The sequence below is a fragment of the uncultured Rothia sp. genome (assembly GCF_963507905.1).
Taxonomy (GTDB): Bacteria; Actinomycetota; Actinomycetes; order Actinomycetales; family Micrococcaceae; genus Rothia.
This window is the reverse complement of the sequence record NZ_CAUOUU010000017.1, coordinates 12,706-37,983: the sequence shown is the minus strand read 5'-3', so window position 1 is coordinate 37,983 and position 25,278 is coordinate 12,706. Positions and strand designations below refer to the sequence as shown.

General features: G+C 61.3%; 15 protein-coding genes and 2 tRNA genes. 10 read left to right on the top strand and 7 right to left on the bottom strand.

Annotated elements, in window-relative coordinates; all coding sequences use genetic code 11:
• Positions 1–702: 702 nt before the first annotated feature.
• A tRNA-Lys gene (locus tag RQ593_RS09000) sits at positions 703–775 on the bottom strand.
• Between the two features lie 221 nt (positions 776–996).
• Between RQ593_RS09000 and bcp the strand changes: the two genes are divergently transcribed.
• The 8 genes from bcp to RQ593_RS08960 all read left to right on the top strand — a co-directional run bounded on the left by bcp (position 997) and on the right by RQ593_RS08960 (position 10,507).
• A complete protein-coding gene (gene bcp / locus RQ593_RS08995) occupies positions 997–1,473 on the top strand; it encodes a thioredoxin-dependent thiol peroxidase (RefSeq protein ID WP_311450426.1) in 477 nt (158 codons plus the stop codon).
• Positions 1,474–1,659: 186 nt separating this feature from the next.
• Positions 1,660–1,741, top strand: a tRNA-Leu gene (locus RQ593_RS08990).
• Positions 1,742–1,890: 149 nt separating this feature from the next.
• Complete coding sequence (locus RQ593_RS08985; RefSeq protein ID WP_311450425.1) at positions 1,891–4,029, top strand: ABC transporter substrate-binding protein; 2,139 nt, start codon at positions 1,891–1,893, stop codon at positions 4,027–4,029.
• 324 nt (positions 4,030–4,353) lie between these two features.
• Complete coding sequence (locus RQ593_RS08980) at positions 4,354–5,835, top strand: malate:quinone oxidoreductase (protein ID WP_311450424.1); 1,482 nt, start codon at positions 4,354–4,356, stop codon at positions 5,833–5,835.
• Positions 5,836–6,097: 262 nt separating this feature from the next.
• On the top strand, positions 6,098–7,465 hold the full coding sequence (locus RQ593_RS08975) for a YihY/virulence factor BrkB family protein (RefSeq protein WP_311450423.1): 1,368 nt from the start codon (positions 6,098–6,100) through the stop codon (positions 7,463–7,465).
• Between the two features lie 117 nt (positions 7,466–7,582).
• Positions 7,583–8,623 carry an alpha/beta fold hydrolase gene (locus tag RQ593_RS08970; RefSeq protein WP_311450422.1) on the top strand — a complete coding sequence of 347 codons (1,041 nt, stop codon included), beginning with the start codon at positions 7,583–7,585 and terminating at the stop codon, positions 8,621–8,623.
• A gap of 135 nt (positions 8,624–8,758) precedes the next feature.
• Positions 8,759–9,850 (top strand): S-(hydroxymethyl)mycothiol dehydrogenase, encoded by a 1,092-nt coding sequence (locus RQ593_RS08965; protein WP_311450421.1) that lies wholly within the window; start codon positions 8,759–8,761, stop codon positions 9,848–9,850.
• Between the two features lie 9 nt (positions 9,851–9,859).
• Positions 9,860–10,507: an MBL fold metallo-hydrolase gene (locus RQ593_RS08960; protein WP_303971901.1), complete on the top strand. Its 648-nt coding sequence runs from the start codon at positions 9,860–9,862 to the stop codon at positions 10,505–10,507.
• A gap of 165 nt (positions 10,508–10,672) precedes the next feature.
• Here the strand turns inward: RQ593_RS08960 and RQ593_RS08955 are convergent, their stop codons facing one another.
• The 3 genes from RQ593_RS08955 to RQ593_RS08945 all read right to left on the bottom strand — a co-directional run bounded on the left by RQ593_RS08955 (position 10,673) and on the right by RQ593_RS08945 (position 16,778).
• Entirely contained in the window at positions 10,673–12,262 is a 1,590-nt protein-coding gene (locus RQ593_RS08955; protein WP_311450420.1) for an MFS transporter, read from the bottom strand.
• 65 nt (positions 12,263–12,327) lie between these two features.
• Positions 12,328–15,576, bottom strand: coding sequence for an SMC family ATPase (locus RQ593_RS08950; RefSeq protein ID WP_311450419.1), 3,249 nt, complete (start codon positions 15,574–15,576; stop codon positions 12,328–12,330).
• Positions 15,573–16,778 (bottom strand): exonuclease SbcCD subunit D, encoded by a 1,206-nt coding sequence (locus RQ593_RS08945; RefSeq protein ID WP_311450418.1) that lies wholly within the window; start codon positions 16,776–16,778, stop codon positions 15,573–15,575. Before RQ593_RS08945 ends, RQ593_RS08950 begins: the two co-directional genes overlap by 4 nt.
• A 173-nt stretch (positions 16,779–16,951) precedes the next feature.
• Here RQ593_RS08945 and RQ593_RS08940 point away from each other — a divergent pair, with 173 nt between their 5' ends.
• A complete protein-coding gene (locus RQ593_RS08940) occupies positions 16,952–18,094 on the top strand; it encodes an ADP-ribosylglycohydrolase family protein (RefSeq protein ID WP_311450417.1) in 1,143 nt (380 codons plus the stop codon).
• A gap of 417 nt (positions 18,095–18,511) precedes the next feature.
• Here RQ593_RS08940 and RQ593_RS08935 read toward each other — a convergent pair whose 3' ends face one another.
• The 3 genes from RQ593_RS08935 to RQ593_RS08925 form a co-directional block, all read right to left on the bottom strand.
• Positions 18,512–19,882 (bottom strand): RNA polymerase sigma factor, encoded by a 1,371-nt coding sequence (locus RQ593_RS08935; protein WP_303987132.1) that lies wholly within the window; start codon positions 19,880–19,882, stop codon positions 18,512–18,514.
• A gap of 402 nt (positions 19,883–20,284) precedes the next feature.
• Positions 20,285–22,180 carry a metal-dependent hydrolase gene (locus tag RQ593_RS08930; RefSeq protein ID WP_311450416.1) on the bottom strand — a complete coding sequence of 632 codons (1,896 nt, stop codon included), beginning with the start codon at positions 22,178–22,180 and terminating at the stop codon, positions 20,285–20,287.
• A gap of 238 nt (positions 22,181–22,418) precedes the next feature.
• On the bottom strand, positions 22,419–23,324 hold the full coding sequence (locus tag RQ593_RS08925) for a PAC2 family protein (RefSeq protein WP_294629044.1): 906 nt from the start codon (positions 23,322–23,324) through the stop codon (positions 22,419–22,421).
• 432 nt (positions 23,325–23,756) lie between these two features.
• Here RQ593_RS08925 and RQ593_RS08920 point away from each other — a divergent pair, with 432 nt between their 5' ends.
• Complete coding sequence (locus tag RQ593_RS08920; protein ID WP_311450415.1) at positions 23,757–25,253, top strand: leucyl aminopeptidase; 1,497 nt, start codon at positions 23,757–23,759, stop codon at positions 25,251–25,253.
• Positions 25,254–25,278: the final 25 nt, after the last annotated feature.

Sequence of the window (25,278 nt, the reverse complement as noted above, 5' to 3'; positions counted from 1 at the left end):
CCTCGCTCCTACAGGGGCACCCGCCCTCGCTCCTACAGGGGCACCCGCCCTCGCTCCTACAGGGGCACCCGCCCTCGCTTCGCTTCGGGCACCCTGATGTCGCTACGGACGGCACCGACCCCTCTGCGCACACCAGACTAGCTATCTCGCAAAAGGCTAAAAGGCGACAGCCCTCCCCGCCCCACACGCAAAACACCCAACCACCACGCAACACACTAAAAGGCGACAGCCTCCCCCCACCCCGCACGCAAAACACCCAACCACCACGCAACACACTAAAAGGCGACAGCCTCCCCCCACCCCGCACGCAAAACACCCAACCACCAGGCAAAACACTAAAAGGCGACAGCCTCCCCCGCCACAGTTCGCTAGGCACGGGGCGCACACAAAACCACCGCGCAGCTACCGCAACCCCGGCGGGACCGCAGCGCACCCCGAATACCGATACACGCGAAGGTGCATATATCCTCTACCGCAACACTAGGTACCCAAGCGATGAAAGACGGTATCGCCCGTAGTGACATCAGGGTGTCCGAAGCGAAGCGAGGACGGGTCCCCTGTAGGAACGAGGGCGAATACCGTCTTCCAAGCATCGAGCACCGGAGCAAGGGGAAATATCTATACCTCAAGCCAAAATCTATAAAATTCAGGGAACGCAAAAATCCCGCCGATTCCGAAGAATCAGCGGGATTTTCTTTCAAGTGCGCCCCCTGGGACTCGAACCCAGAACCCATTGATTAAGAGTCAATTGCTCTGCCAATTGAGCTAGAGGCGCTTGTTTGTTTTTCAAGGTTTCCCTTGCAACAGAAAAATACTATACGCGAGTTTTTGTGGCGTGCGCAAGTTGATTTAGAGTGAGCCTGGACACATTGTTTGGGTGGGGTGTGTGGGACACTAGACTGTGTGTATTGCATGGGGCGCGTCCGCCCTTGGTAGTGTGTGGGGCGCATCCGCCGCTCCCCTGCTGATCTCTATTGATGTTTTGAGGAGTTTTTGATGAGCGTTCGTCTTGAGCCGGGCACCCCGGCGCCTGCTTTTACCCTTGCTGATTCGACTGGTGTTACTCATAGTCTGAGTGATTATGCGGGCAGTAAGGTGATTTTGTATTTTTATCCGAAGGCGTCGACTCCGGGTTGTACTAAGGAGGCGTGTGATTTCCGTGATAATTTGGCGTCGTTGAAGTCGTTGGGTTATGTGGTGTTGGGTGTTTCTCCGGATTCGCTGGCGGCTATTGCGCGTTTTGTGGAGAAGGAGTCGTTGACGTTCCCGTTGCTGTCTGATGCTGATCATGCGGTGGCTGAGGCGTATGGTGCGTGGGGTGAGAAGAAGAATTACGGCAGGGTGTATGAGGGTCTGATTCGTTCAACGTTTGTGATTGATGAGCAGGGTGTTGTTGCTTTGGCTCAGTACAATGTGCGTGCGACGGGTCATGTGGCGAAGTTGCGTCGTGATTTGGGTATTGATTCGAAGTAGGGTTGTGCTTTCTGCGCTTGAGTAGCACGATGAGCGGCGGCTCGGTGCGGGGCTGTTGTTCGGCGTGTTTGCGGAATTTTTGCCCTATGGGCGCTTCTTTTAAGGCTTGGAGAACCTTGGTTCCTGGTGTACACTAATTTTTTGTTGCCTCAGACGCATGCATCTTCGGATGTGAGGTGACACTGCGCGCGAGTGGTGGAATTGGCAGACACGCAGGATTTAGGTTCCTGTGCCTTATGGCGTGGGGGTTCAAGTCCCCCCTCGCGCACACACATTTGCATTGGGCCCGCCGTCACGGTTTTCGTGGCGGCGGGTTCTCTTGTATGTGCCGTGCCGGGGTGGGTGTGTCTCGCCCGGTGTGGTGTTGAACCGTTATCCTGAGAGGTAAGCATCCGCGACGGAAGAGAGGACCCTCCCGTGCAGCATCAGCCTTATGCATCGTCAGCTGTTGGCAGTTCTGATGCGCTGCTGCGAGCTACTGCCGGCTCGAGTGGCTTGAGTCGACGTGCCGTTTTGCGTTTTGGCGCGCTTTTTAGTGCTGGTTTGGCGCTTTCTGCGTGTTCCGATCAGTCGTCTGCTGGTTCGTCTGTTGGTTCTTCGGCGAGTGCGTCGTCTGCTGATGCGCGTCGTGTGTTTCGTTTTGCGCAGGGTGCGGCGCCGTTGGGTTTGGATCCGGCGTTGTTTCCTGTGGCGAGTACGTATCAGGTGACGGCGCAGGTTTTGCAGACGTTGTTGGTGGCGAATCATTACACGGGTGATCCTGAGGTTCAGGATTCGTTGTGTAGTGACTGGAAGGTTTCTGATGACCGTTTGACGCATACGTTTGTATTGCGTGAGGCGCATTTTAGTAGTGGCGTTGCGTTGACTGCGGATGCTGTGGTGCAGAATTTCCAGAGGTGGCAGGCGTTGGCTACGGGTGAGGGTACTGTTGCTTTGGCGGTGCCTGCTCAGCCTTTGTTTGCGTGGGGTTTTGGTGTGCCGAAGCCGGGTTCTATTGATCCTTCGGCGGTGGAGCCTGTGCCTGTTCAGGCGTCTCCGTCGGGTGCGGCGACTCCGTCTGCGAGTGCTTCTGAGACTGCTACCCCGAGCGCGTCTGCTTCTGCATCGGCTTCTGATGCTGCGCATCCGAGTGAGAAGAAGGGTGCGCAGAAGTCGGATTCCGCTCAGTCCTCTGTGGTGCAGTCGTTCTTGCCGCTGGTTTCGTCGGTGGTGGCGAAGGGTAACTCTGTGGTGGTGACCCTGTCGCGTCCTTCTCTGGCGTTTCCGCGTATTTTGACGCAGCAGGCGTTTGGCATTATTGATCCTTCGCTTTTTGGTGCGGATCAGAAGCTGACGGGTAGCCCGGTGGGTACGGGTGCGTTCCGTGTGGAGTCGTTCGAGGCCGGCACGGTGCGTCTGCTGAAGAATACCCATTTTGATGGTCAGGCACCTGAGCTGGATGAGATTCAGATTTCGACCCTCACTTCGTCGGATAAGCGTTATTTTGCGCTGATGCAGGGTCATATTGATGCGTGTGATCAGGTGAACTCGTCTGATCTGGGTCAGCTGGCACGTGATGGTTATCAGACTCCTGGCCGTGACCCGTTCTCGCTGGTGTATTTGGGGTTGAATACGGCGCATCCGGTGTTGAAGAACATTTCGGTGCGTCGCGCTATTTCGCATGCGGTGGATCGTGGTGCGTTGCGTCAGTATTATCCGCAGGGCACCTCGGATGCGCAGACGCTGATTTCGCCGTCGTTCCGCATTAAGGCTGATGATGCGAAGAATTACACGGAGCGCAATCAGGATATGGCGCGCTCGCTATTGGCGGCGGCCGGGTACGACAATCAGGTGATTGAGTGCTACTACCCTGCCGATGTTTCTCTGCCGTGGATGGATACTCCGCAGAAGGTGTATTCGGAGATGGTGGCTTCGCTGATTGAAGTGGGTTTGAATATTAAGCCGGTGCCTCTGCCGTGGGCTGAGTATCTGCCGAAGAGCCGTGAGGTTTCTTCTGAGCGCGGTATTACGTTGGCCGGTTTCTACGGCATGTACCGTGACCCGTATGCGTTTTTTGGTCCGGTGTTGGCGCCGCTGATTGCTGAGCATCAGGTGCGTTCGTTGATTGCTGATGCGCCCTCGGATATGACGACGGGTTTGACGAAGAAGAATTCTGATGTGCCGTCGTCGCGTGGTGCGGATTCGAATGTGCGGATTTCTGCGACTCCGAGCCCGCAGCCGAGTTATTCGCCGGACCCGTTGACGCCTGAGGAGGAGGCTTCGGCTTCGGCTTCGCCGAGCCCGTCGGCGTCGCCTTCGCCGTCGCCTACTGCTGTGGCGGTGGCGCCGTCGCCTCGTTTTACGGAGATTTTGGAGGCGATTCGCACCGCGGATTCTGCCGATTCGGTGGATTCACAGCGTGAACTGTACGCAAAGGTTGTGTCTCAGCTGGGTCAGTTCATGCCGGCGGTTCCGCTGCTGAATGTGACGTCGAAGGTGGCAGTGAGCCGTGAGGTTCAGGGCTATCAGACGGAGCAGAATGCGATTGAGCTGTTCGGTAAGCTGCGCAAGTCGTAGCCTGCGTTTTTAGCTTTTGTGGAAAGGGGTGCATCCCGATTGGGGTGCGCCCCTTTCGCCGTGTTTGGGGCTTTCGTGGGGCTTTCGGGTAGCCGGTGGGCGGGTATTTCTGGAGCTGCTTTCGGGTTATTGCCGGCGGGTGTAGCAAATGCATGCGATTACGGGTCTTTTCGACCCTAAGAGATTTATTGATATGAACTGCAACACTCTCTCTCGTTTTGTGGATTCTGACTATGCCAACCCCACTAAAAGGAGTAGGCTAGATGATGTACCCCACATTCACTGTGCCCAGGCCGGGCACCCGCACCCCTAAGGGAGAATTCAGTGGTAGCACGTACTGAACGAACCGACGTCGTCCTGGTCGGCGGCGGCATCATGAGCGCCACCCTCGGTGTGTTCCTCAAGGAACTCGAACCGAGCTGGAACATCGTCCTGCTCGAACGCCTCGATAAGGCCGCTCAGGAATCCTCCAACCCCTGGAACAACGCAGGTACCGGCCACTCGGCACTGTGCGAACTCAACTACGCCCCCGCTGGCCCCGACGGCACCGTCTCGGCAGCTAAGGCGCTGAACATTAACGAGCAGTTCCAGATTTCCCGCCAGTTCTGGGCATCCCTGGTTGAAGAGAAGATCCTGGGCAACGCAGACTTCATCAACCCGGTCCCCCACATGTCCCTGGTCTTCGGTGAAGACCACTCCAAGTACCTGGCTGCACGCTACGATTCCTTCCGCAAGGAGAAGCTCTTCGAGCGCATGGAGTTCTCCACCGAGCGCGAGAAGATTGGCGAGTGGGCACCGCTGACCGTCAACGGCCGCAAGGGTAACGACCCGATTGCTGCGACCTGGTCCCCCGAAGGTACCGACGTTGACTTCGGCGCCCTCACCCAGCAGATGATTGACTACCTGCAGACCAAGGGTGTTGAGGTTCGCTACGGCTACCAGGTCACCAACCTGAACCGCGAGTCCAACGGCTCCTGGACCCTTGACGCTATCAACCGCATCAACAAGGAAGAGCCGCTGACCATCAACGCGAAGTTCGTCTTCCTCGGTGCCGGTGGTGGCGCTCTGCACCTGCTGCAGAAGTCCGGCATTGAAGAGGGTAAGGGCTACGGCGGCTTCCCCGTTTCCGGCCTGTTCCTGCGCAACACCCACGAGGCAACCGCAAACCAGCACAACGCTAAGGTGTACGGTCAGGCTTCGGTGGGCGCTCCTCCCATGTCTGTCCCCCACCTGGACACCCGCTACGTGGACGGCAAGCGCGCCCTCATGTTTGGCCCCTACGCAGGTTTCAAGACCAACTTCCTGAAGCAGGGCTCCCTGCTGGATCTGCCGCTGTCCCTGCGCCCGCACAACATCTACCCGATGACCCGCGCAGGCATCGACAATCTGTCCCTGGTCAAGTACCTGCTCTCCGAGCTGGTCAAGGACAAGAATGCACGCCTCGAGTCGCTGTACCAGTACTATCCCGAGGCTGTTGGCGGCGAGTGGGAGCTCATCGAGGCTGGTCAGCGCGTCCAGATTATGAAGAAGGACGCGAAGAAGGGCGGTATCCTGCAGTTCGGTACCGAGGTTGTCTCCGCAGCGGACGGCTCCATCGCGGCTCTGCTGGGTGCATCCCCCGGTGCTTCCACTGCGGCTCCGATTATGCTGAACCTGCTGGCTAAGTGCTTCCCCTCCAAGATTGCTGGTTGGGAGCCTCGCCTGAAGGAGCTCATCCCCGGTTACGGTGTGAAGCTCAACGATAACCACGACCTGGCTGATGAGCTGATGGCTCACACCGCTAAGGTTCTGGGTATTCACAACTAGTTTTCAGTTAGGCTCAGCAGGTAGCTTTATACCCTAGCTGACAAGCCTTTTTTGAGGCTTTTCGGGGCGGTTACCCTCTCTAACTGACCGACAGGTCAGCTATCTGCACTCGCAGAAAAATGTGGGAGGGTTAGAAAACCCTATAATGTCACCGCAGGGGCGGGAAGGACAGCTCATTGTTCTCCTCGCCCCTTCTGTGCGCCCACACGCTGAAGCTCATAGGCGCACCACTGTGTACACCCCACTCATTCAAGGAGCCCCATTGGCTGCACACACCGGCTCTTCCACGGACACCTCCTCAACCCAGGTACCCGCCGGAGCTCGACGCGGACTCTTCTCCCGTAAGAAGAAGCCCGCGGCCCCCAAGTACGCAAGCGTGAAACTGCGCGACTTCCCCAAGGGCAGCATCCTCTACATTCTGCGCCGTGCCATCTACAAATTCGGCGCAAACGGCGGCACCGACATGGCGGCAGCACTCACCTACTTCACCGTGCTGTCCATCTTCCCCGCCCTGCTGGCGATCGTCTCCCTACTGGGCGTATTCGGTCACGGTGAGGAAAGCGCCGCCGTCATCCTCGCCTTCCTCAAGGACAACGCGCCCGCCCAGATGTACGCCATTATGGAAGACCCCATCAAGCAGATTACCGGCGACCATGGCGCAGGACTGGTGCTGTTGACCGGTATCCTCAGTGCGATCTGGTCCGCCTCCGGGTACACCGGATCCTTCGGTCGAGCTCTCAACACGGTCTACAACGTGCGTGAAGGCCGCCCCGGCTGGATCCTCAAGCCGCTGAACGTCTTCGTCACCACCGTGCTCATCATCCTCGTGGTACTCATGATGCTCATGATGCTGCTGGGCGTAACCGTCCTGGACATGGTCGGTCAGTACGTACCCGAAACCGTCGATATGGAGCTCATCAAGCTCATCTGGCTCAACGGCCGCTGGGTCCTCATCCTGTTCATGGCAATCGGGCTCATCACCCTGCTGTACGCCGCAACCCCGAACGTGCGCCGCTTCAAACAGTGGAAGCTCTCCCCCGGTGCGGCGCTGGCACTCTTCGGCATGGGCCTGGGCGGTTTCGGCTTCACCCTCTACGCCAACAACTTCAGCAAGTACAACGCCACCTACGGCCTCATTGGTGGTGTGATTGTGATGCTGCTGTTCATCTGGATCATGAACAATATGCTCCTCTTCGGCGCGCACCTGGACGCAGAAATCATGCTCATGCGCCAGGTACTCGCCGGCGAAGACGACCACGGACACCTGAAGGTTCAGCCGCGCAGCACCACCGCATCCCGTGCGATGAAAGAACAGAGCGAACGCCTCATGTCCGCCGGACGCGAACTACAGCAGCAGGCGGCAGGCCAGGACATGCTCCCCAAGCCGAAGGGCCCCTCCATCGCGACTCGCGTGCAGAAGGCTGTGGACACCAACACCACCATGATTCGCACGCTCATTGCCGACGGTAAGGAACGCATCGAAAACGGCAAGGAACAGCTGCAGCAGAAGCAGGCGAAGGCAGACGCCACGGCGGAAGCTACCGAGTCTGAGGCGAAGGCTGACTCTCAGCAGAAGGCACTCTTCGACCCGGGCACCGATAACTCAACCGATGCGGCACAGAAGAACTAAGCGGCAGCTCAGCTGAGCGCGTACCGCCTCAAAGTATCAAGGACGCGAGACAGAAAAGGGCACGAGATAGAAAAGGGCGCAGGACAGAAACCCTGCGCTGGTCACTAAGATAGAACTATGACCAGTGCAGAATTCTCTCCCGCGCCCTTTGCCGTACCAAATGCTGTTGTACCCGGCACTACCATGCCCGACCTCGAGTACACCCTCTACCAGCCGCAGCAACTCAAAAGCCGCGTCCCCGCCCTCATGATTCACGGCTTCGCCACCCGCGGCGAGCAGCTCTACGGCGGCACCAGCTGGATTCGCCAGTACCTGCGCGCCGGATACCCCGTGCTGATTGTTACCCTGCCCTACCACTCAGACGAATACCTCAAAGACCCCGAGTCAATGCACGCCATCGACTGCAAGCTCCCCGACAACACGAGCGTGCGCAGCCGCACAATTCCGTTCGATTCTGTGCCCTCTGTCGATGCGGTGCCCTCCGTTGATGCGGCGGGTCAGCCGCTGACCCCCATGCACCTGTTCACCAACCTGCTCGCCCAACTGCTGCGCACCGTCGCCACCGAGAACGACCTCGGCGTTGAACTGGAGCCCCGCGCGCACGTTATCGGTTTCTCCTTCGGCGCCCGCGTCGGCTGGGAACTCGCCCTCGCCCACCCGGAGGCGGTCGCCTCCCTCACCCTGGGCGGTCTGCCCCTACACGACCACCTCATCACTCTGCGCGCCATGCTCGAGGCGCACGAAGGTACCAGCGCCTCCGCGAGCGCAGAAACCCCGGCGGCGGATTCCACCGACGAGGCGATTGCGTCCTTCACCTCGATTATTAACAACTCCCCTGTTCAGCCCGATGCCCTGCTGAAGTTCGTGCAAATCCCCTTCGGCCCGTTCTTCGACGTGCCCGCCCTGCGTGCCGGTTCCCCGGACCTGCCGGCGGGCGACCCCGGTGCGCATCCGCGCGTACCCGTTGCGGTCGTACTCGGTGACGCGGACACCATTGCCGCCGACGGCGCCGAACTCTACGACATGGTGCGCAATGACAACCCGCTCAACCGTTTCATCTCCCTGCCCGGCCGCGACCACGTGAACGCCCTGACCTCGGGCGCGTTCCGACGCGGTGCGCTCGCTTTCGCGGCAGAGGTGGAAGCTGCGACGTCATAAAACGTCACATTCCCCTGGGGGCTTCACGCTCAGCCCCGGGGTGCGTCAGGTATGCCTTAGCTCTTAGAATGGGAACATATCAAAAAACCTTTATCTAGCGGTTGAGGTTCAACCGCGCCCAAGCAAAGGAGCACCATGCACAAGGTCAAGGCTGTCGTAGCCCTCGCCCAGGACGCACCCGTCACCGTCACCACCATCAACGTACCCGACCCCGGCAAGGGCGAAGCACTCGTCAAGGTCCTCACCTGCGGCGTCTGCCAGACCGACCACCACTACGTCACCGGCGGCGTTGGCCAGGACTTCCCCTACCTGCTCGGCCACGAGTCCGCAGGTATCGTCGAGGCGGTCGGCGAGGACGTCACCGACATCGCCCCCGGCGACCTGGTCATCCTCAACTGGCGTGCCGTCTGCGGCGAGTGCCGCGCCTGCCGCAAGGGCCAGCCGCAGTACTGCTTCGCAACCCACAACGCAACCCAGAAGATGACCCTCGAGGACGGCACCGAGCTCACCCCCGCACTGGGTATCGGTTCCTTCGCGGAGAAGACCCTCGTTGCGGCCGGTCAGTGCACCAAGATCACCGCCGACATCAGCCCCGAACAGTACGCAGCAATCGGTCTGCTCGGCTGCGGTGTCACCGCAGGTCTGGGCGCTGTGCTGAACACCGGTGAGCTCAAGCGCGGCGAGTCCGTCGCAGTCATCGGTTGCGGCGGCGTCGGCACCGCAGCAATCGCCGGTGCACAGCTCGGTGGCGCAACCACCATCATCGCCGTCGACATCGACGAAGAGAAGCTGGCACGCGCACGCGAGCACGGCGCAACCCACACCGTGAACTCCTCCAAGGTCGACCCCGTCGAAGCCATTAAGGAACTCACCGGCGGCTTCGGCGCAGACCTCGTCATCGACGCTGTCGGCATCGCCCCCACCTTCAAGCAGGCATTCGAGGCACGCGACCTGGCTGGCCGCGTCGTCCTCGTCGGCGTGCCCGCACCCGGCACCACCTGGGACATCCCGCTGGATGAGGTCTTCGGCCGCGGCGGCTCCATCAAGAGCGCATGGTACGGCGATACCCTGCCCTCCCGCGACTTCCCCGAATTCGTGGACCAGTACCTGCTCGGCCGCCTCGACCTGGACGGCTTCGTCTCCGAGCGCATCGGCCTCGAAGACGTCAACGAAGCATTCGAAACCATGAAGACCGGCCGCGTGCTGCGCTCGGTCGTGGAACTCTAGGAGCGTAGCGTGAGCGAACGTATTGAACGAGTCGTCACCTCCGGCACCTTCTCGCTGGACGGCGGCTGCTGGGACGTCGACAACAACGTCTGGATTATCGGCAATGACTCCTCCGTGATCATCATTGACCCCGCCCACGACGTCGACAAGATCTCCCGCACCGTCGCAGGCCGCACCGTGGAGAAGATTCTGCTGACCCACGCCCACGACGACCACATCCGCAGCGCCAAGGAGGCGGCAGAACGCTTCGGCGCACCCGTCTACCTGAACCCCGCGGACCGTGTGCTCTGGGAAATGGTGTACCCCTCCTGGGACTTCGACCACGAACTCGCTGACGGCGACGTGCTGCGCATCGGCGAGACCGAGCTGACCGTACTGGCGACCCCCGGCCACTCCCCCGGCTCCGTGTGCTTCTACGCACCCACCCTCAGCTGGGAGAACAGCGAAGGCGTCGTCTTCTCCGGCGACACCCTCTTCAACGGCGGCCCCGGCGCAACCGGACGCTCCTACAGTGACTTCGACACCATCATCGAGTCGATCTCGACCCGCCTGCTGACCCTGCCCGAGTCCACCGCGGTCCTCACCGGCCACGGCGACAGCACCGGCATCGGTCTGGAGGCGCCCGAGCTTCCGGCATGGATCAAGCGCGGTCACTAAACCTGTAGCCTCACTGAGGCGTAAAAACCGAGCACGGTACACAAAAAGGCGGATGCCCCACCATCCACAGAAGGTGGCGGGGCATCCGCCTTTAGTATGCGCTCGCAACGCTCAAGCTTAGATGCGTGCGGGATGAGCCACACGCCGAATTAGCCGCGTGCCGAACTAGCTACGCGCCGTCTCAGACAAAGGAGTCAGCTGCTCCTCATGCTCAGAACGCCACAGGTAGCCGTACAAATGACCCAACGCAAAATACAGCGTCGCAATAATCACCGGCACCATAAACGCATTACGGTAATACGGAGCATCGCCCATATAGCCGCCCCACATACTACCCATCGCAAGACCAATACCCAGCATCGAACGGGTAAAGAAGCTCGCCTGCGCATCAGGAATATGCTTGAGCGAACGGTTCAGCCACAGCTCATGACCGCCAAACGCCACACCCAGCACCGCACCACACAGCACCAACGCATAGAAAATCGTGGACGTATCATCGCTCGCCGGCAAATACAGTGCCGCCATAATCAGCAGAACGCCACTCGCCAGCCAGCCGTGCCACGGGTTCACCGAGCGGCCACCCAGAACCACCGGGAAAGCCACCACGACAAGCGCGCCGGTACCGGTCGCAACCATCGCCATGAACAGGTTCATCGAACCGTGAATCAGCGAGAAGCCCAGCAGACCAGAACCAACCGAACCCATGCACGCACCCAGCAGAACCAGGCCAAGAATCAGCACCACCGTCTGACGGCTCGGACGCACCAGATTCTGCGGCGGAGCCATACGAATACGAGAAATATCCGGCAGCCACCTCGGCGCAGCCAGCACCACAAGGAACAGCAGCGCATCCAGAATGATTGTGATCCAGAAGCCCGCATACTCATTATTCGGGGTGATGTACGCGTCGCCCAGCCACACCAGCAGAGCAGCCAGCGGGTGCATCGACATATTTGCCGTCGTACCCCACGAAACCGCAGTCGACAAGCGAACATCACTGTACTGATAGTTACGGCGATACAGCGACTCAAGCGCAAACGGAGTCCACGGCGGAGTCGTGAAACCCATCGCCACACAGGACAGCGCATGGTAGGTCGTGCTCACGTTATTCGGGTCAACCGTCAAACGCCACCCAATCACCAGCATATTCAGCACCGCGGCAATATTCAGGAGCGACGTAATCGCCAGCAGCGACCTCAAGCCCAGGGCACGAACCAGCATCGGGCCGAGCATAATCTGCACCGAATACGCGCCCGTAAACGCCGCCACCGCATAGCCGCCATCATGCACACTACCCAGGTGGCTCGCCAACAGAATATACAGCGCAAACGCCGAAGAAGCCGCCGGAATGTGGAACAGAATCGTCAACACACTACGGGCAAAACCCTCAGCACGGAGCACCGCATACAGGTGACGACGCTGCTCCTTACCGTTGCGCAGGAACAACGCCCAATGCTGACGCAAAATGTCCGGCACCGACGCGTTCGTATTAATCTCATCCGCAGCCGGAATCGGGCGAGGCGGCAACTCCTGCAACACGTGCTCGTTGTTGCGCACCACATCCGTCAGGGAGGTGCCCGGAACCGTCGGAATACCCGTGCCCGAAGCACGCATTTTATTCAGCGCATCGGAGGCGGGGCTCACCTTCATGGTGCGCGGAGGAACCTCCGGCGCGGATGCGCCAGTGTGCGCATCAGCCGAAGGTTCCACACGATACGTTGAATTCGGGTCCCTATCCTGAGGTGTCGAGGTCATCATCTCTTTCACGAATAAGCCGCCGGACATGCCGCAACAGCGGCCCGGAAGCGAATTTATGCCTACTAGGAGTTTACCCTCACCGACGAGCCGTTCTGACCCTTTTCCACCACAATCTGCGCCGGAATACGGTTCTTCATCTCCTCCACATGCGAAATCAGGCCAATAGTGCGGCCACTATCACGCAGGGATTCAATCGTGCCCATCACCATGTCCAGGGTTTCGGCGTCCAACGTGCCGAAGCCCTCATCAATGAACAGGGTATCCAGCTCGATACCTCCGTTATTCGCCTGCACAACCTCAGCCAGACCCAACGCCAACGACAGCGACGCCAAGAACGACTCACCACCGGACAGCGACGACGCCTCACGCGGCTCACCCGTCCAGGTGTCGGTAATCTCCAGGTTCAGGCCGCCACCGGAACGGCTACCCTTCGCACGGTGATCGCTGAACACCATGCCGTAGCGGCCCTCACTCATACGATCCAGGTGCAGTGACGCCGAATGCAGAATCCGCTCAAACTCGGCACCCAGCACGTAACTCACCAGGTCAACCTGATGCTCATAACCGCCCAGCGTGTCACCGCGGGCAGCCGCCGCCAGGTTCGCCAGCATCTGCGCGCGGTCATAACGCTGCGCCGTCTTTGCACGGAACGCCGCATACTCGCCGCGCAGCGCCTGTAGGGAACGCAGAACGCTCTCCCGCTCGCCCTCACGAAGAGTCAAACGGTGCGCCGCCGCACGCAACTGCTCAACCTGCTCACGCACACCCTGCAGATCATCCGGCGCCTGCTCACCAGCGGCAACACGGGCCGCCACCGCAACAATCGCCTCACGACCAAAGCCCTCAAGGAGGCGGGCATGCTCCAGCTCATACGCGGCAACAGCCTGCTCCAGGACATCGATGCGCTCGGGGGTGCGCACCGCCGCCTGAACCAGCTCAGCGCTCTCAAACGCAGACTCGCTCAGCAGACGCTGCGCCTGCGCCGTCGCCTGGGCATGACGCTCACGCGCCTGGCCCAACAGCAACACCGCACGAGCCAGACGCTGATGCGCCGCGCGGTAGCCCTCCACAGCCTCAACACGCTGCGCAAAACCCACCGCCGCACGAGCAGGCGCCAAATCAGCCGCAGTAGCCTCACAACGCGCCGAAGCGTCACGGTGACGCGTCTGCGCCTCAACCGCCGCGCCCTCGATGGTGCGCAGCGCCTCCTGAGCCTTCTGCTGCTCAACCCGCACCCGCTCAGCCTTCGCCTGCACGCCGTCACGCGCCGTCACGCGCGACTGAGCCTGCGTGAGGCGGGTCTGCGCCTGCTGCAGCTGCGCGGCAGTCTGCTCAACATCGCATTCGCCCTGAGCCACCAGAGTCTCGTACTGGGTGCGGGCGGCGGCAAGCGCCTCGGAGGCTTCCTGATGCGCCTTGGTCGCCTTCTCCTTAGCCAGCTCGTGGGTGCGCGCCTGCTTGTGCGCCTTGTCTTCACGCTCCTTGGCGGCGTCCAGGTCGGCGCGCTCAACCAGCTGCGCACCCTCGGCAATCTGCGCCGGGGCGGGGTGCTCCACCGAGCCGCAGACCGCGCAGGGTTCGCCGTCCTTGAGCTCACGCGCCAGCAGGGAGGACGCCTGGGCGAGGCGCAGCACCTGCAGGTTCTTGAATTCCTCCGTGGCGGCGAGCGCCTGTTGAGCCGAGGCCTGCCACTTCTCCTGCGCCTTCTGCTCGGCGGTGGCGGTGCGCTTGCTCTGCTTCTCAGCCGCGGCGACCGCTGCGGAGGCGGCATCCAGCTTCTGCTGCATCTGCTGGGCGGCGTCGTGCTTCTGCTGCGCCTCGGTGACCAGGTGCGCGGCGAGGGTGCGTTCCTCGTCGGCGGTGCTGTAGCCGGCGAGTTCTTCAGCAAGCTGCTCCGCGGCGGCGGTGAGGTCGCTCAGGGTCTTTTCGGCACGCGATTTGTCCTTCTCGAGGGCGTTAGCCTGCTTCAGCAGGGCGGCAACGGCGGCCTCCTCGTCGGCGAGCTGAGCGTCCTTCTTCTGCAGGGCGCGCAGGGTGTCGAGGAGCGCCTCGAGCTGGGTTTCCTGCTCCGCGGACTCGAGATCCGGGAAGGCGGCGAAGGTCGCCTCTTCGGGGAAGGCGACCTCTGCCGCGGTTTCCTCATCGCGGAGTGCCGCAAGTAGGGCACCGCCGTTCTCCTCCAGCGCGGAAGCACACGCGGCCTGTTCCTGTTCCCGGGCGGTGAGCACCTGGGATTCAGCCTGGACCTGCGCGTACTGTGCGTGCAGGGGTGCGGCGGCACGCGCCTGCGCCAGCTCTTCACGTTGCGCCTTATGCTCGTCAGCGCGTTCGGTCAGGCGGGTACGGCGCTCGCAGAGCTGCTCGTATTCGCGCCAGTCGGCCTGCAGCTGGGCGCGTTCGGCCAGCAAGCGGGTGTTCCGGTCGGCTTCGTCGGTGAGGCGCTGCTGTTCCTGCTTTTCGCGCGCGGAGGTTTCGCGGGCGCGCGCCACCCCGCCGGCGACCCATGCGTCGAGGGTTTCGGCGGTGACGCTCTCAGCGGTGAGGTTTTCGGAAGCCTCCGCCTCCGCAACCTCCTCAGCCTCCGGATCTGCTGCGTCCAGGAGCGCCTGCAGGGCGAGCATTTCTACGCGGGCACGTTCAAGGTAGCCGCGCTGGGTGTTTTCGTCCTGGGCAACTTCCTGCTGAGCCTTTTTCGCTTCCTCAAGGAGCGCATCGAAGAGCTGCTCGTAGTGTTCGACGGGGAACATCTTTTTGAGCAGTTCTTTGCGTTCTTTGGGCTTGGACTTGAGGAATTGCGCGAACTGGCCCTGCGGCAGCAACACGACCTTGAGGAATTGTTCTTTGGTCAGGTGGGTGCGTTCGGCGATGGTGCGGTTGACTTCGGCGACGCTGCTGGAGATGGGGGTCCAGGCTTTTTCATCGGCGGGGTCGGCGCCGGGTGCGAGCTCGGCGAGGGTTGCTTTGGCGCTTTCTTCGCGCATCTGGCCCTTGCGGGCGCCGCGGGTGATGGGCTTGTTGTAGGCGGGGGTGCGGTCGATGCGCAGGCGCTTGCCGTGGAGGGTCACGTCGAGTAGCACGCGCGGTTTGGTGCCGCTGTGTGCCGCGTAGGTGGAGTGCAGTTTGGCGGATTCGCGGTCGCTGCTGGTTTCGCCGTAGAGGGCGTAGCAGATGGCGTCGAGGATCGTGGTTTTGCCGGCGCCGGTGGGGCCGTTGAGCAGGAATACGCCGGCGTTGTTGAGGGTATCGAAGTTGATTTCTTGGCGCTTGGGGTATGCCATGAAGGCTTCGAATTCGAGGGTGTGCAGGATCATGCGTTGTCCTTGTGGCTGCTGATGTGGTCGTTGAGGGTGGTGATGACGTCGCGTTCTTCGCTGGTGAGGGGGCGGTTGCGTACGTATTGGTGGAATTGGTCGAAGGTGTCGACGGGGTTGGCGTCGCGGGTGAGGGGCGCGGCGGCGGGTTTTTCGGCGGCGGGTTGGGTGCTGTGGTAGCTGAAGTGGGAGATGGTTTCGTAGCGGCTGCGCAGGCGGTCGACGGCGCCGACGGGTAGGGTTTCGTCGGTGAGTTCGATGCGGCAGTAGTAGCCCTGCTCGTAGGGGCTGTTTTCGGGGTTGTTGAGCAGGTCGTCCATGGTGCCGCGCAGGGTTTTCATGTGCACGCGGGTTGCCCATTCGTGGCCGCTGATGGCGGGTTCTTCGCCGGGGGTGAGTTCGATGAGGTAGGCGCCGTTGCGGTTGTGTTCTTCGCTGAATGAGAAGCCGAGGGGTGAGCCGCTGTAGCGGATGGTGTGGGTGACGGGGTAGCGCTTGTGGATGTGGCCGAGGGCTACGTAGTCGAAGCCGTCGAAGAGGGAGGCGGGTACCCAGTCGATGCCGCCGACGCTGATGTCGCGTTCGGAGTCGCTGCGGGGTGTGCTGTCGGCGTTGCCGGCGGTGTCGCTGACGGTTGCGTGGCTCATGACGATGATGCGGTCGGCGCTTTCGCCGCGGGCGCGTCGTTCTGCGGCGTCGGTGCGGATGGCGTCGGTGACGGCGCCGAGCACTGCCTGGTGGGTGGGGTCGACGCCGAGGGCGGTGGCGTGCAGGCGCGGGGCGAGGTAGGGGATGGCGTAGACGTGTACGCGCTGGGTGCCGTCGGTGAGTTCGACGGGGCGGGTGGCGTCTTCGATGGTGGTGCGCAGGTGCACGCCGGAGGCTTCGAAGAAGGCGGCGCCGTAGCTGAGGCGGCGGAAGGAGTCGTGGTTGCCGGAGCTGAGGATGACGTGCACGCCGGCGCGCATGAGGCGGGTGAGCGCCTGGTCGAGCAGGGTCGTGCTTTCGGCGGTGGGGATGGTGCTGTCGTAGACGTCGCCGCTGATGAGGAGGGTGTCGATACCTTCGGCGTGCACGTAGTTGAGCAGTTCGTCGATGAACTGCTGGTGTTCGCGGGTGAGGTGGCTGCGGTGGAAGGTGCGGCCGAGGTGCCAGTCGGAGGTGTGCAGAATCTTCATGGTTTCAGTATGGCACTGCCTCATGTTTTGCGCCTCACAGTTCGTCATTCACGGGCGGAACCCTCTGCGGCGTAGGTGCTCATGCGGAGCGGGGGCTCCGTCCTCGAAGCGCCCCCAGGCGCTGAAGAGGGGGCACTCCCCCGCGAGTATGAGCACGAAGCCGCTTGTACCCAAGCCGACCGTGAGATAATCGCCCTATGAGTTTTTCTGAGTTCACGCGTGCGCCCGAGGTTTCTGCTGAGTTTGCGGGCAGGGTGCGCGGTTTGCTGCGTGCGTCTGCGTTGGGTGATGCGCTGGGTTATCCGTTGGAGTTGTTGTCGGCTGAGCAGATTGCGGAGAGTGCCCCTAAGCCGTGGGATTCGGCGTTTGGTGAGCTGCTGGTCAGTGATGATACGCAGCTGACGTGTTTCACGCTGGACGCTTTGACGGAGGTTTTGGAGTGGAATAATGAGGGCGCGGCGGCGGATGAGTTGGCGTGTCTGTGGTTGGCGTATTTGCGGTGGTTCCGCGGTATTGGTGAGAGCCTGCCGGAGTCTGCGCCGTTTTCGTTGGATCGTGAGATTGATGGGGCAGCGGAGTTGACGGCGCGTCGCGGTCCGGGTGCGGCGACGTTGCGGGCGTTGGGTTCGGGCGAGATGCAGTTGGTGTCGAAGTCGTTGAATCCTGATGCTTTGGGTAGTGGTGCGCTGGTGCGTTCGGCGGCGTTGGGTGTGTTGCCGGTGGCGCAGGAGCGCACGGTGGTTTTGTTGGCGGTGCGTTCGGCAGCGTTGACGCATGGGCATCCGGAGGCGTTGGCTTCGGCGGCGGCGTATGCGTTGTTGATTCGTGATTTGTTGGCCTCTCCGTCCGGTTCCTTTGATGCGTTGTTGGGTGCGGCGCGTCGTGTGCTTGACTGGTGCGGCACGGTGGGCGCGGATGATTCGATTCCGGGTGATGCTGCGCGTACAGCGGCGGCGCTGAGCCGCGCCCTCGAGCTGCTGGTGCAGGGCGTGGTGCCGGTTCCGGAGGCTGTGGCGGAGCATTTTGGTACGGGTTGGACGGCGCCGGAGCTGTTGGGTGTGGCTCTCTGGTGTGCGGCGGATGCTGTGAAGAGTCTGCCTGCTGATGCTGACGATGCGGCGGTGCGCGAGACCCTGTTTGGGGGTTTGTGCCGTGCGGTGTCGGTGGATTCGGATTCGGATTCGGTGGGTGCGATGACGGCGGCGTTGTGGGCGGCGGCTGGCTTCCCGGTGGGCGCGGAGCAGGAATCTGATGCTTGGTCGCTGGCGCTGGCTCGTGTGCGCGGTTTGGATCAGGTGGAGGCGGTGGCGGACCGCTATCTGCGCCAGCTGGGCCTGTAGCGGCGCTGAACCTCAACGGCGCTGAACTTTAACGGCATAGCGGACATGCGTAGCGGGGGCTCCGTCCTCGAAGCGCCCCCAGGCGCTGAAGAGGGGGCACTCCCCCGCGAGCATCGTCCGCGAGCCTGTCATGCGGAACGGTGCCGCAAGCCGTCGCTCCAACCGCATATAAGTAGCAGAAAAGGCTCTCCGGTATTTCGGAGAGCCTTTTCTGTATGTGCTAGAACTAGCGAAACTGAACCTAGACGGCATAGCAGCGATGCGTAATGGCGGAGGCCCCATCCTCAAGGCGGCTGGCCCATTTACTTATTGGGCGCCGCAGAGGGGGCACTCCCCCGCGAGCATCGTCTGCGTGCCGGCCAGCAGAACAGCTGCACGAGCATCCGCCCGCATCTTAGAACTGCTAGTCAGGAACTTTTAGTCCAGGTAGTCTCGCAGTACCTGCGAACGCGACGGGTGACGGAGCTTAGACATGGTCTTCGACTCAATCTGGCGGATACGTTCGCGGGTCACGCCGTAGACCTTGCCGATTTCGTCGAGGGTCTTGGGCTGGCCGTCGGTCATGCCGAAGCGCATTGCGACCACGCCGGCTTCACGCTCGGAGAGGGTGTCGAGCACGGAGTGGAGCTGTTCCTGCAGAAGGGTGAAGGACACTGCGTCTGCGGGGACGACTGCCTCGGAGTCTTCGATGAGGTCGCCGAATTCGGAGTCGCCGTCTTCACCGAGGGGGGTGTGCAGGGAGATGGGTTCGCGACCGTACTTCTGGACTTCGATGACCTTTTCGGGGGTCATATCGAGTTCCTTGCCGAGTTCTTCGGGGGTGGGTTCGCGACCGAGGTCCTGGAGCATCTGGCGCTGCACGCGGGCGAGCTTGTTGATGACTTCTACCATGTGCACGGGGATGCGGATGGTGCGGGCCTGGTCTGCCATGGCGCGGGTGATGGCCTGGCGGATCCACCAGGTTGCGTAGGTGGAGAACTTGAAGCCCTTGGAGTAGTCGAACTTTTCGACGGCGCGGATGAGGCCGAGGTTGCCTTCCTGGATGAGGTCGAGGAAGAGCATGCCGCGGCCGGTGTAGCGCTTGGCGAGGGAGACGACGAGTCGCAGGTTAGCTTCGAGCAGGTGGTTCTTGGCTCGCTTGCCGTCGTGGATGACCCAGCGCATGGCCTTCTTGAGTTCTTTGTCCATGTCGGGGTTTTCGGCGAGCTTGTGCTCGGCGTAGAGACCTGCTTCGATGCGCATGGCGAGGTCGACTTCCTGCTGTGCGTTGAGCAGGGAGACCTTACCGATCTGTTTGAGGTAGTCCTTGACGGGGTCGGCGGTTGCGCCGGGGGTGACGACGCGCTGTGCGGGTGCGTCGTCGTCGTCGTTTGCGGTGAGGACGAAGCCGGAGCCCTTGGCTGCTACTGCTTCTGCGGCCTTCTTTTCTTCTTTTTTGGCTACGGTTTCTTCGTCTTCTTCGTCGGTTTCGTCTTCGACGTCGGTGGTTTCGAGGTCTTCGTCGAGGACGAGGTCGAATTCGTCGTCGTCGCTCTTTTTGCGGCGGCCACCGGTCTTGCGCTTGGTTGCGGTTTTGGTGGTGGTTTTGCGGGTGCGCTTGGGCTTGTCTGCCTCAGTTTCGGCAGTGGTTTCTGCGCTGGTTTCGGCGGTTGCGCCAGTGGTGTCTTCGGTTGCCGCTGCGGCCTTGGTGGTTGCCTTCTTGGTGCGGGTGGTCTTGGTGGTGGTTTTTGCGACGGTTTCTTCGGTTGCGTCGCCGGTCGCGGTCTTCTTGCTGGTTGCAGGTGCCACTAGAACCCTTTCTGGCTTGTGGTGGGGTGTTTTGTTTGCAAAACACCTAAGACCCTGTCAAGTCTGTGCTGGCGTCCTCGGTCGGGGTGTTTGCTGCTTTTGACGTGTTTAACGCTGTGGGGGCGGGTTTTATTCCGCATGCGATGGTCGTTTGCAGGGTTCCGTTGCTCGTTGTGTTGAGCTGTTTGAGGGCGCGTTGTAGCGCATTGACTGTACGGGGTCAATATATAAGTATTGCAGATTTTTGGTTGCTTTCAACTTGACGCGCTGTTTGGGGGCTTGTGGGCCTGGTTTTGGGTGGGTGCGGCTGTGTGCGGTTGTGTGTGGGAGGGGCGTGCCCGGTGGCGCGCCCCTCCCCTGTTTTGTGCCTCGAGTTTAGGTGCCGGGTTCACGTACCGAGCTTTAGACCTTTCGTGGTTTGAGGGTGCTGATGGGTTGGCGGTTTGCGCCGGGTTCGCCGCAGATGGTGTGTTTGATCCAGGCGGGTAGGCCTCCGGCGTTGAGGTGTACGTCGAGGATGTTGAGGTCTTCTCCTGTGGTGTGGCGGTGGGCTTCTTGGCGGAGCAGGCGGGCGTAGGTGCTGTATCCCTTGTACCAGTTGGCCCAGGCTTGGGTGTTGCGCAGCGTTGCGTATTCGCCGTCGGTGCTGTGGGGCGTGAGCAGGCTGGTGAGTAGTTCGAGCCCGTTGAGGCGCTCCCAGTGGGGGCTGCCTAGTTCTCCTTTGAGGGCGTCGAGGTAGTGGGTGTAGACGGCTTGGTGGTTGGGGTTGGCGAGGTATTCGCTGTTGGTGTAGGCGTCGTCGATTTGTTGGCTGATCTCTTCGAGTTTGCGTGCGGCGGTGTGGTCGTTGGAGTCTCTTTGTTTGAGCAGGCGCGGGAGCACTTCTCGGTTGATGGTGTTGAGTTCGGTGGTGACGGCGAGGTCGGCGGGGCTGAGTTCTTGGAGTGCCCAGTGGTCGAGGTTGACCTGTTGGATGCCGCGGTTTTGTTGGACGCTGCGGTTTTGCTGAATAGCGCGGTGGGTGCGGCGGATCCAGTCTTGCCATTGCACGCATTTTTCGGGCACGGCACGTACGTGTGTCTGGTCGGCGCCGGGTGCGGTGCTGAGCATGCGGGTGAAGCTTTCGGGCATGTAGGTTTTTCGGGTGATGCGGGTGCCGTAGTGGGGCGGTTCGAGCGGGTCGATGTCTGGGAGGGCGACGGGTCGGGGGCCGCCGAGGGCGTAGTTGGTGTGTTGGGCGGCGTAGTGCATGTGGGCGAGCGCTTTCTGGGCGTGGCTGAGCCCGTATCCGGCGAGGTAGGTGAGCATTTCGGGGGTGATGGGGTTGAGCGCCATCGGTGCGATGGAGGCGCGTAGGTGCCCGGCGACTTCGGCGGGGATGAGGTCGCGCAGCGCATCACCGATGGTGGGTGCCTTAGCATCATCGACCGGGTGGGTGGCGAGCAGGTGCGCGGCGGCGTTGATGGCGGCGTCCCAGTAGCAGAGGTCGATTTGGGCTTGGTGGTAGATGGCGTGGACGTTGGTGCGGCGGGCGTCGTCGCGCCGTGCGGTGTTGGTGCGGGTGTGGTCCCAGAGTTCTACGGCGTTTTCCCAGTCGTGGCGGGTTTCGGGGTTGCCGGTGGGGTCGGTGTCCCAGGGGCTGTGGGCGTAGTTGTGTTGGGCGTTGGGGGCGATGGTGTCGCCGTGGCGGGTGAGCCAGGTGTAGTAGCCGCTGTGGTGGATTTCTTCGATGGGTGCGAGGAGGGTGAGCGCTTGTTGTTCGGGGTCGAGCGCCCAGATGCTGGCGCCGCCGGCGTAGATGATGTCTTCGCAGCGTAGTTCGCTGACGATGCGCGGGTCGTGGAGCAGATGCAGCCAGGTGTTGATGTTGATTTGGGTGTCGACGTCCTGTTGGATTTCTTCGATGGCGGCGAGCTGCACGGTGTTGGGGCTGAGTTGGCGTTGGCGTACGGTGTTGTCGCCGTCGACGATGACGGTGTAGAAGCGGGTGAGCGTTTCGCCGTTGTGGCAGGTGGGTAGTTTGGCGAAGGTTTCGTGGAGGAAGTCGGCGCGTTCGGTCAGGGTGCAGGGTTCGTCGGGTAGGTTGACGCGCAGGCTGGGGCCGAGGGTATCGTCAGTTGCGGTGAGGATGATGAGTGAGTGGTCGGGCCAGTAGCCGTGCTGGTGGAGGGCGCTGCTGAGCACGTCGTATTCGTTGCGGATGGGCGGGGGCGTGTCGTAGTTGCCACTGTTGAAGTGGTCGCTGTTGAGGTGGTTGCTGTTGGGAGTGTTGCCGTTGGAGATATTGTTTGCGTTCATGCCTTCACGGTGGCACGGTTTGGGCGGGGGCGCAGGTTATACAAATAAATCTGTGGATACTTCGGTTCATAGGTCCGAAGGTTCCACAGATTTATTCGTATTGTTCGTTTGTGCGCAGGGGTTTGTCCACAGTGGCGCGGGGTGCCGCGTCATAATCTGTCATGCAGAGTAAGGGCCCCCCAGAGTAAGGGGTGCCTCGAGTACTTTCCCCTACTGCACGCGCTTTGCTGCACGCGCCCTACTGTTCGTCGAGGAAACGTTCGAAGAGCGCACCAATTTCGTCGCGGCTGGGCACATTGTGTGCATCGCGTCGCGAGAGGGGAACCGCAATGTCGGAGGTGCGGAAGTTCTCGTCGTAGTTCTCTTCCATGGTCGTGATCATGCGACCGATTTCGGGGTTCTGCTTGACCTGATCGTTGATCTGGCTGTGCACGTGGCGTGCGGCTTCGCGCAGGTTCTCGGTGGGTAGCGAGAGGTGCGCCGCCATGCCCACGTGTTCGAGGGCGGTGAGGGTGCCCTGCGGCAGGTCCGCCTCCGAAATGTACTGGGGAATGTTCACGCCGAAGCCGACGGTGTCGATTCCGTTTTCGGTGAAGAGCACTTCCAGCAGGTTGGTGATGGTCGCGTGCACGTCGGCGCTGGGCTTCCAGGGGGAGATGCCGCGAATCAGGTCCTTGCGGGAGCCGTGTGCGGTAATCGGAAAGGGGCGGGTGTGCGGCACCGGCATGGGGAATGCGGAGACCAACACGACCAGCGAGGGCTTGACCCGCTGGGCGATGGTCAGCACCGCCTTTTCGAAGCGCTGCCACTGCAGGTCCGGTTCAGCACCGGTGAGCAGCAGGAACGGCTTGTTGAGGCTGTCTTCTACGGCGTAGAGCTTCAGCTGCGGGTATTGCGGCTTTTCGAAGTGGTCTTTTTCGTAGCGGATGAAGGGGCGGCGGGCACGGTAGTCGTGCAGCTGGTCGCTGTCGAACTCGACGATTTCAATGTTCTTGAGTTCGCTGAGCAGCACCTGTCCGAGCTGGCCTGCGGTGGAGCCTGCGTCCTGCGGGCTGGAGAGGGCAATGACGAGGGTCAGCCCGTGCATCCTGGGGTCGTCCAATATTTTGGTGTTGGCTAAGTAGAGATCTTCGGGGTTGAGCATCGTGCCTCCTCACTTCTGTCTGGTTCGCGCCGCATTCGGTGGGCTTTGTGTTTGTGCCGGTACCCGAGGTGGTGGGGCGAAGGGGCGTCTTCTGTTATCAGACGCTTTCCGTAGTCTTTCATTTTATGCCACGACTGCCCCGTATCGACAGTGTGCGTGGTTTTCTCGCAGTAGGTGAACTTGTTGAGTGTTGTGCTGACGTTCTTAAGACGCTGCAGCTCGGCTTTTTACACGTTTTTCTTGCTCTTCCAGCTGCTCGGGGTGAGAGCTGAACCTCACGCCCTCCTGCATATCCGTGTAGAGTAGAAGCAGTAGTCCGCGCGGCTTTGCGCGGCGGTATTCATCCTCACTCTTCGAGGGCCTACAGTTGAGTTTTTCGGGCGCGAGGATGTGCCCCGACTATTTTGAGAAGACATACGCAAAGGAGTAACGATGTCTCTGTCTCTGTCTATTCACAGCACCGACCTTGAAGCGCTCGAAGCTGACGTTCTGGTTCTGGGCGTTTTGAAGGGTTCGGACGGTGCGTACCTGGCGCCGAGCTCCCTGTCTGAGGACTCTGTTGAGGGTATTAACGAGCTGCTGGAGGCGCTGGGCGCCTCGGGTGCCCCCGATCAGCTGCTGCGTCTGCCCGGCCTTGAGGACACCGGTGCCGGCATTGTGGCGCTGGTAGGTCTGGGCTCTGATACTGCTGAGGGTCAGGAGCGTCTGGACGCTCTGCGTTACGCGGCTGGTTCTGCGGCTCGTCAGCTGGTTGGTTCCGCTGAGGAGATTGCTTTCGATTTCGGTGTTTCTTCGGTAGAGGAAATTGAGGCTATTGCTCACGGCGCCGTGCTGGGTAACTTCGTTGAGGAGGGCCTGCGCGGCAAGACTCAGGACTCGATTAAGGAAGAGATTGATTCCATCCTGATCGTTTCGTCGATTGACCAGGAAGAGGCTGAGGAGGCTCTGGTTCACGCCCTGGTTCTGGGTGAGACCGCTAAGGATGCTCGCCGCCTGGTCAACCTGCCCCCGTCGCACCTGTACCCGGAGACTTTCGCTGAGTTCGTGGCTGAGGTTGCTGAGGATTACTCGAACCTTGAGATTGAGCTGTTCCACCACGACCGCCTGGCTGAGGAGGGCTTCGGCGGCATTTCCGGTGTTGGTCAGGGTTCGCCCCGCAAGCCGGTTCTTGCCGTTGTGAAGTATGTTCCGGAGAACCCGAAGGCTCACGTGGCTCTGGTGGGTAAGGGCATTACTTTTGATACCGGTGGTAACTCGCTGAAGCCTGCCGCTTCGATGATGACCATGAAGTGCGATATGGCGGGTGCTGCATCCGTTCTGAACGCTGTGCTTGCTTCTGCGGAGCTGGACGTTCCGGTTGCTGTGACCGGTTACCTGTGCCTGGCTGAGAACATGCCCGGCGGCCACGCTCTGCGCCCGGAGGACGTCATCACCATGCGTGACGGCCGTACCGTTGAGGTGCTGAACACTGACGCTGAGGGCCGCCTGGTCATGGCTGATGGTATTGCGCTGGCTTCTGAGTCGAACCCGGACGTCATCCTGGATATCGCTACTCTGACCGGTGCGGCTATGGCCGCTCTGGGTCTGCGCACCGCAGCTCTGCTCGGTGACGAGGAGATTCGTGACCGCGTGATTGCAGCCGGTGCTGCTGCGGGTGAGTCTTACTGGCCGATGCCGCTGGAGTCCTACCTGCGTAAGAGCCTGGAGTCCCCCGTTGCTGACCTGAAGAACATTGGTTCCCGCTACGGTGGCGCGCTGACTGCGGGCCTGTTCCTGAAGGAGTTCGTGGGCGAGGGCATCCCCTGGGCTCACCTGGATATTGCGGGCCCCGCGTTTAACGAGGAGGCACCCTACGGCTTCACTCCGAAGGAGGGTACCGGCTTCGGTACCGCTACCCTGGTGAACTTCATCCAGTCGTACGCTAAGTAGTCTGCTTCGCTGGGCGCGCATCCTA

Bases quoted from the DNA above. Each gene is read 5' to 3' on its own strand.
- bcp (WP_311450426.1), top strand. From the start codon at position 997: ATGAGCGTTCGTCTTGAGCCGGGCACCCCGGCGCCTGCTTTTACCCTT.
- RQ593_RS08970 (WP_311450422.1), top strand. From the start codon at position 7,583: ATGACCAGTGCAGAATTCTCTCCCGCGCCCTTTGCCGTACCAAATGCT.
- RQ593_RS08965 (WP_311450421.1), top strand. From the start codon at position 8,759: ATGCACAAGGTCAAGGCTGTCGTAGCCCTCGCCCAGGACGCACCCGTC.
- RQ593_RS08955 (WP_311450420.1), bottom strand. From the start codon at position 12,262: ATGACCTCGACACCTCAGGATAGGGACCCGAATTCAACGTATCGTGTG.
- RQ593_RS08950 (WP_311450419.1), bottom strand. From the start codon at position 15,576: ATGATCCTGCACACCCTCGAATTCGAAGCCTTCATGGCATACCCCAAG.
- RQ593_RS08945 (WP_311450418.1), bottom strand. From the start codon at position 16,778: ATGAGGCAGTGCCATACTGAAACCATGAAGATTCTGCACACCTCCGAC.
- RQ593_RS08940 (WP_311450417.1), top strand. From the start codon at position 16,952: ATGAGTTTTTCTGAGTTCACGCGTGCGCCCGAGGTTTCTGCTGAGTTT.
- RQ593_RS08930 (WP_311450416.1), bottom strand. From the start codon at position 22,180: ATGAACGCAAACAATATCTCCAACGGCAACACTCCCAACAGCAACCAC.
- RQ593_RS08925 (WP_294629044.1), bottom strand. From the start codon at position 23,324: ATGCTCAACCCCGAAGATCTCTACTTAGCCAACACCAAAATATTGGAC.
- RQ593_RS08920 (WP_311450415.1), top strand. From the start codon at position 23,757: ATGTCTCTGTCTCTGTCTATTCACAGCACCGACCTTGAAGCGCTCGAA.